The organism is Tateyamaria sp. Alg231-49 (assembly GCF_900143535.1).
GTDB lineage: Bacteria > Pseudomonadota > Alphaproteobacteria > Rhodobacterales > Rhodobacteraceae > Tateyamaria.
In genome coordinates this window covers 67,264-73,653 of sequence record NZ_FRFA01000017.1, presented here as the reverse complement: position 1 = coordinate 73,653, position 6,390 = coordinate 67,264, and the positions used below count along the sequence as shown (strand labels likewise).

Annotated in this window: 8 protein-coding genes and 1 pseudogene; 8 read left to right on the top strand and 1 reads right to left on the bottom strand. The window is 56.3% G+C overall.

From position 1 onward, the window contains the following. The 5 genes and pseudogenes from tuf to DHN60_RS18840 all read left to right on the top strand — a co-directional run. Positions 1 to 383: pseudogene (tuf, locus tag DHN60_RS18860) on the top strand (elongation factor Tu); the annotation flags it as partial. Between the two features lie 138 nt (positions 384 to 521). Further along, positions 522 to 836 carry a 30S ribosomal protein S10 gene (gene rpsJ / locus DHN60_RS18855; RefSeq protein ID WP_108838874.1) on the top strand — a complete coding sequence of 105 codons (315 nt, stop codon included), beginning with the start codon at positions 522 to 524 and terminating at the stop codon, positions 834 to 836. 12 nt (positions 837 to 848) lie between these two features. After that, the gene (gene rplC / locus DHN60_RS18850; RefSeq protein WP_108838873.1) at positions 849 to 1,709 is read left to right on the top strand and encodes a 50S ribosomal protein L3; all 861 of its coding nucleotides are present in this window, start codon (positions 849 to 851) and stop codon (positions 1,707 to 1,709) included. Continuing rightward, entirely contained in the window at positions 1,706 to 2,323 is a 618-nt protein-coding gene (gene rplD, locus DHN60_RS18845; RefSeq protein ID WP_108838863.1) for a 50S ribosomal protein L4, read from the top strand. The genes rplC and rplD overlap by 4 nt, the downstream gene beginning before the upstream one ends. Next, complete coding sequence (locus tag DHN60_RS18840; protein WP_108838862.1) at positions 2,320 to 2,616, top strand: 50S ribosomal protein L23; 297 nt, start codon at positions 2,320 to 2,322, stop codon at positions 2,614 to 2,616. The genes rplD and DHN60_RS18840 overlap by 4 nt, the downstream gene beginning before the upstream one ends. An 84-nt stretch (positions 2,617 to 2,700) precedes the next feature. On the opposite strand, the gene DHN60_RS18835 is transcribed toward DHN60_RS18840, so the two are convergent. Then, positions 2,701 to 3,036 (bottom strand): phasin family protein, encoded by a 336-nt coding sequence (locus tag DHN60_RS18835; RefSeq protein ID WP_159089291.1) that lies wholly within the window; start codon positions 3,034 to 3,036, stop codon positions 2,701 to 2,703. Positions 3,037 to 3,358: 322 nt separating this feature from the next. Here DHN60_RS18835 and DHN60_RS18830 point away from each other — a divergent pair, with 322 nt between their 5' ends. The 3 genes from DHN60_RS18830 to rplB all read left to right on the top strand — a co-directional run bounded on the left by DHN60_RS18830 (position 3,359) and on the right by rplB (position 6,387). Next, entirely contained in the window at positions 3,359 to 4,018 is a 660-nt protein-coding gene (locus tag DHN60_RS18830; protein ID WP_108838860.1) for a hypothetical protein, read from the top strand. A 351-nt stretch (positions 4,019 to 4,369) separates the two neighbouring features. Then, positions 4,370 to 5,251: a lysophospholipid acyltransferase family protein gene (locus DHN60_RS18825; RefSeq protein WP_108838859.1), complete on the top strand. Its 882-nt coding sequence runs from the start codon at positions 4,370 to 4,372 to the stop codon at positions 5,249 to 5,251. 293 nt (positions 5,252 to 5,544) lie between these two features. Then, entirely contained in the window at positions 5,545 to 6,387 is an 843-nt protein-coding gene (gene rplB, locus DHN60_RS18820; RefSeq protein ID WP_108838858.1) for a 50S ribosomal protein L2, read from the top strand. The last annotated feature ends 3 nt before the right edge of the window (positions 6,388 to 6,390 follow it).

The following is a 6,390-nucleotide window of genomic DNA, read 5'->3' as shown; positions in this document are numbered from 1 at the left end:
GCGGTGAAGCGGGCGACAACATCGGCGCCCTGCTGCGCGGTATCGACCGTGAAGCTGTCGAGCGTGGCCAGGTTCTGTGTAAGCCAGCTTCCGTGAAGCCGCACACCAAGTTCGAAGCCGAAGCCTACATCCTGACCAAGGAAGAGGGTGGCCGTCACACGCCGTTCTTCGCCAACTACCGTCCTCAGTTCTACTTCCGGACCACGGACGTGACCGGCACGGTTCAGCTGGCTGAAGGCACCGAGATGGTTATGCCCGGCGATAACGTGTCCTTCGGCGTTGAGCTGATCGCACCGATCGCGATGGAGCAGGGTCTGCGCTTTGCGATCCGCGAAGGCGGCCGCACAGTCGGCGCCGGCGTGGTTTCCAAAATCACTGAGTGATTTTGAGCCAACGCTTTTGATGTTCTGGGTGCCCGATCAGGGCACCCGCCAAAAAATCAGACGCGATGAGGGGTATCGATGCGCGATGCTCCTCCTCTCCGCTCTAAAGACCCGAATAAGGGAACTTGAGACATGGCAATCCAAAGCCAAAACATTCGCATTCGGCTGAAGGCGTTTGACTATCGTGTGCTGGACGCGTCCACACAGGAAATCGTCAACACCGCCAAACGCACCGGTGCGTCCGTGCGCGGTCCTATTCCGCTGCCGAACAAGATCGAAAAATTCACCGTTCTGCGTGGCCCCCACGTCGACAAAAAATCCCGTGACCAGTTCGAGATCCGTACGCACAAGCGTCTGCTCGACATCGTTGATCCGACCCCCCAGACAGTAGACGCGCTGATGAAGCTCGACCTCGCCGCTGGTGTGGACGTCGAGATCAAGCTGCAATCGTAAAGGAGGGTATTGATTATGCGCTCTGGAATTCTCGCAAAGAAAGTCGGCATGACCCGGCTGTTCATGGAAGACGGCAAGCAGGTTCCTGTTACTGTTCTTCAACTGGACGGTCTGCAGGTTGTCGGCCAACGTACATCGGACAAAGACGGCTACACAGCGGTCACTCTGGGCGCAGGTCGCCCCAAGGTGAAGCGCGTGAGCAAAGCCATGCGCGGCCACTTCGCCGCTCAAAAGGTTGAGCCCAAGCGTAAGCTGGTCGAGTTTCGCGTGTCTGAATCGAACATGATCAACGTCGGCGAAGAGATCATTGCTGATCACTACTTCGAAGGTCAGTTCGTGGACGTCACAGGCACGTCGATTGGTAAAGGCTTTGCCGGTGCCATGAAACGCCACAACTTTGGTGGTCTGCGCGCGTCGCACGGTGTTTCGATTTCGCACCGTTCGCACGGCTCGACAGGTCAATGTCAGGACCCCGGCAAAGTTTTCAAAGGTAAGAAAATGGCCGGTCACATGGGTGCTGCCCGTGTCACAACGCAAAACCTGCAAGTTGTGCGCACAGACAGCGACCGTGGTCTGATCATGATCAAGGGTGCTGTGCCCGGATCCAAAGGGGGCTGGGTCACCGTCAAGGACGCGGTCAAAAAGCCGTTCCCTGAAAACGCGATCCTGCCCGCCGCTCTGAAATCCGCAGCTGATGAAGCCGCCAAAGCCGCTGAAGAAGCCGCAGCAGCCGCTGCCGCCGAAGCAGAGGCAGCCGCAGCCGCAGCAGCCGCTGAAGAGCAAGCCGCACTGGACGCTGCCGAAGCTGATGCATCTAAACCTGATGCAGTTGCTGAAGCTGAAGCCGCTGAAAAGAAAGAAGGTGACGCATGAAACTCGATGTCATCAAACTCGACGGCGGCAAAGCCGGTTCGGTAGACCTGGACGAGGCTCTGTTCGGCCTTGAGCCACGCGCCGACATCTTGCACCGCGTCGTGCGCTGGCAGCGTAACAACGCCCAAGCCGGTACACACAAGGTCAAGACACGGTCCGAAGTGAAATACTCGACCAAGAAGATCTATCGTCAGAAAGGCACCGGCGGCGCACGCCACGGCGCGCGTTCTGCTCCGATCTTCCGCGGTGGTGGTATCTACAAAGGCCCGGTTGTTCGTTCGCACGGCCACGACCTGCCCAAGAAGTTCCGCAAGCTCGGCCTGCGCCACGCGCTGTCTGCCAAAATGGCAGCTGGTGAGTTGGTGGTGATCGAGGACGCGACAACGTCCGGCAAAACTGCTGCTCTGGCCAAACAGGTGAAAAACCTTGGCTGGAAACGCGCGTTGGTCATCGATGGGGCGTCTGTCGATCAGGACTTCCTCGCCGCGTCCCGTAACATCGAAGGCTTGGACATCCTGCCGACGATGGGCGCAAACGTATACGATATCCTGAAGCGTGACACTCTGGTGATCACGAAGGCGGGTATCGAAGCACTGGAGGCTCGACTGAAATGAGTGCCAAGGCAGAACATTACGACGTGATCCGCAAGCCGATCATCACGGAAAAAGCGACCATGGCGTCTGAAAACGGTGCCATCGTTTTTGAAGTGGCCATCGACAGCAACAAACCCGCCATCAAAGAGGCCGTTGAGGCACTGTTTGGTGTGAAGGTAAAGGCTGTGAACACGACTATCACGAAGGGCAAAGTCAAGCGCTTCCGTGGTCAGTTGGGCAAGCGCAAGGACGTCAAGAAGGCGTATGTGACGCTTGAAGAAGGCAACACGATCGACGTGACAACTGGTCTTTGATCAGGTGGCGGGGCAACCCGCCGCACGATGAAATTTAGAAAACCCCGGCCGCGAGAGTGGCTGGGGTTTTTCATTTAGGCATTGCTACAGCGGGACATCATCATAGGCCCGTGAATACCCGGCTTTTGCAGCTTCCATGGTTTTGGCCGTCGCGTCTGTGGTCAACTTGAGCATACGCGCGGTCTGTTCTGCATATTCTGCAATGGTGCTTTGATAAAAGTCGGACTGTATTTGCAGCAACTGGCTTGGGTCGCGACACGTCAGCACGGCTTTCTGGGCTTCCATATCCTTTTGCAAGCGATCCATGATGAAACGTGTTTGTGCATTCATCACCTCGGCCCAAACAGTGGATGCGTGTGGGTTAAGGGTATTTAGCATAGCCGCAAGGGCCGGTGTTTCTGTTTGAGTGCTCTTCTTCATCTGGATTGCTCCTTTGTGCTGCGCGCGTCCCGTGTCGGCGCTTGGCCACAGGATAGCAGATGAGCAAGGCCCGCGAATTGATCTAGATCGCATTACGGGAGAGAAATTGTTGCTTTTTGGCCCGTGAGAATGCGTTGGCATGGGATGTATGTTTCCGGGTGAAGATGGCTTGATCGACCTTGCATATCGTCTTTGATCGGGCAGCCCGCCGAATTACGACACCTTGCGACTTACACCTTGGAATGGTTGTATCCTTTGGAAGAAACTTTCGCTTCCAAGTGACGTGTGCATTTGGACGCTTGCCTTTGAAGGAACAAAGAGAATGAAAACGGCAGTCGTGTTGGTGGTGATGTCTTTGCTGGCCGCGCCTGTGTTTGCTGAGGGCCTTGTTGATAGCATCAAGTCTGGCGCCAACAAGGTGGGCAACGTTGCCAAGAAGGGTGTCGATGCAGTGGGAGACGCTGTGGAATCCACGGGTGACCTTGTCCGCAATGAAGAGACGCCGGAAGCCACCCGCGCCAAGCTCGACAGGATGGAAGCGGACGTCATGGCACGCCTCCTTGCCGAGAATGCCGAAGCCGCGCGCGCGTTTGAAGTTGTCGCCGGCTATGCTGCGTTTGACACGCGGCAGATTACGATTTTCCCATTGTCTGGCGGGTTTGGTCGCGGCGTTGCGGTGGCCCCTGATGGGGCGCGGACGTACATGCAGATGGGAACAGGCGGCGTGGGAGCTGCGTTCGGCATTGGCGGCTTTGAATCCCAGTTTGTCGTCATGTTCGAAACGCCCGCCGATTTTGAGAGATTTGTCGTATCGGGATATGACGCCTCTGCCGGGGCTGGTGCCATGCAGGGCGAGGAGCGTGATAAGGCCGAAGTACAGTTTACCGAAGGTCGCTCATTTTTCGTTCTGAGCAAGAAGGGCTGGCGGGTGAATGCCAATGCAAACGGTACGAAGTATTGGAAAGATAAGAAGCTGAATTGATCCAGAGTTTGAATCTCGCGCTTACACCAAAGCCAGTTTGGGGATGGACTGGCCACCGCTCTTAAGCTCGATACCTATGAAACGACCAGAAGCGATCATTCTCCATATTGTAAGCAGAAGACCGCTCTGCGGACAAATTTGCCACTCACAGACCTTTTGCAACCAGCAGCTTTGTGAGTTTACATTCCGATTAACAACCCGAGGTCATTGAACCGATACCTGACGCAAAGACGGGCGAATGCCCCGCAAAAAAAGTCATGCTGCGTACAGTAGGAAAATCCATCAACTCAGATTGTTTGAATTGACCTAAATACAAGTGGACTTACTCGCAAACACCCCCATACAGGACAGATGCTTGCACGTCCCGCCAAGTATATCTGGCAACACCTTCGTTATATCCCTTTGTGGACCGTTTTGACCTATTCAAAATGGCGCGGCTTTGACGACAGGGCGCGCAGCCTAGGCAATGTTTTTGGCTGGGCCATGAGCTGGATACCAATTGCGCGCCGACGGTTTGACCGTGAGATTCGGCGCATCTACCCGGACATGGTCCTTGCCGAACGCTTAAGCCTTAGTCGCAAGATGGGGCAGAATATGGGGCGTACCCTGTTTGAGGTTTTCCATAACACCGAGTTTCAGGAACGGCAGGACAGGTTCCACATATCTGGCCCGGGCCTCGCGGTGCTGCAAAAGGCGCGTGCCGAGGGAAAAGGAGCGATCCTTGTCTCAGGACATTTTGGTCAATGGGAAGCGGTGCGAGCGGTACTCAAACACCGGGGAATGGAAACCGCAGGCGTTTATCGGCCTCAGAGCAACCGGCATTATCAACGCCTACTGGCACGTGGGATTGAGCAGGGGGGCAAGCCAGCCATGAGCACCGGACCAAATGGCACCAAAGCAATGATCCGTCACCTACGGTCAGGCGGTTTTGTTGCGATACTCTTGGATGAAAAGACCGTAGACGGCGAGATGCTGCCATTTCTGGGCTTCGACGCCCTTACCTCACTCGCAGCTGCGCGTCTTGCTTTGAAATATGACGTTCCTTTTATGCCAGTCTTTGGCACAAGGCGCGAAAACAGCAGTGACATAGATGTGGAGTTCGAAAACCCTGTCGAGCCCAGTGACCCGAGCACCATGACGCATGCCTTTAACGATAATCTATCCGCCCGTATCCTAGAAAAGCCTGACCAGTGGTACTGGCTTCTGCGGCGTTGGAAGGATATGCGACGCTAGAACCGGCCCTGTTCCACGGAGCAGCAGTCATTTGCTGGGGAACGCTCCAGGGACTGATTTACCGATAGCATCAGCTTTTGGTTAATAAGCCCACAGCCCAGGCGAGGGTTTTTGCGCCCTTAACGCTTGACCCCAACCCATTGCCTTTATACACGCACCCATCGGCAGCGCCCCGGATTCGTCCGGGGCTTTGTCTTTGCTCGTTTGAGCACTCCATCTTGGGCACCTACGGGGGCCTATAACCACAGGCGAGGGGCAACCCTCGCGATATAGCAAAACGGAAGACAGCAATCATGGCACTCAAGTCGTATAAGCCGACGACGCCGGGCCAGCGTGGGCTGGTACTGATCGACCGTTCGGAGCTTTGGAAAGGCCGCCCGGTCAAATCCCTTACACAGGGTTTGACCAAGTCTGGCGGACGGAACAACACCGGACGGATCACGATGCGCCGCACAGGCGGGGGCGCAAAGCGTCTTTATCGGATCGTCGATTTCAAGCGGACAAAAATGGATGTGGCGGCAACCGTCGAACGCATCGAATATGACCCTAACCGGACAGCGTTTATCGCTCTGGTGCGCTACGAGGACGGCGAACAGGCCTATATCCTTGCGCCTCAACGTCTGGCCATCGGGGACAAAGTGATCTCTGCCGCCAAGGCCGACATCAAGCCCGGCAACGCGATGCCCTTCAGCGGCATGCCCATCGGGACAATCATCCACAACATCGAACTGAAACCCGGCAAGGGTGGTCAGATCGCGCGTGCCGCTGGCACATACGCCCAGTTCGTGGGCCGCGATGGTGGCTACGCTCAGATCCGTCTCAGCTCGGGTGAACTGCGTCTGGTACGTCAGGAATGCATGGCCACCGTTGGTGCCGTGTCCAACCCCGACAACTCCAACCAGAACTACGGTAAAGCGGGCCGCATGCGTCACAAGGGCATCCGTCCTTCTGTACGTGGTGTCGTCATGAACCCCATCGACCACCCGCACGGTGGTGGTGAAGGGCGCACATCGGGTGGTCGTCACCCTGTGTCCCCATGGGGCAAACCGACCAAGGGTGCCCGTACCCGCAACAAGAACAAAGCGTCGCAAAAGCTGATCGTCCGCTCGCGTCACGCCAAGAAGAAAGGACGCTGATAG

Excerpts from the sequence above, each read along its gene's own strand:
- rplD (WP_108838863.1), top strand. The coding sequence starts at position 1,706 with ATGAAACTCGATGTCATCAAACTCGACGGCGGCAAAGCCGGTTCGGTA.
- DHN60_RS18840 (WP_108838862.1), top strand. The coding sequence starts at position 2,320 with ATGAGTGCCAAGGCAGAACATTACGACGTGATCCGCAAGCCGATCATC.
- DHN60_RS18835 (WP_159089291.1), bottom strand. The coding sequence starts at position 3,036 with ATGAAGAAGAGCACTCAAACAGAAACACCGGCCCTTGCGGCTATGCTA.
- DHN60_RS18830 (WP_108838860.1), top strand. The coding sequence starts at position 3,359 with ATGAAAACGGCAGTCGTGTTGGTGGTGATGTCTTTGCTGGCCGCGCCT.
- DHN60_RS18825 (WP_108838859.1), top strand. The coding sequence starts at position 4,370 with ATGCTTGCACGTCCCGCCAAGTATATCTGGCAACACCTTCGTTATATC.
- rplB (WP_108838858.1), top strand. The coding sequence starts at position 5,545 with ATGGCACTCAAGTCGTATAAGCCGACGACGCCGGGCCAGCGTGGGCTG.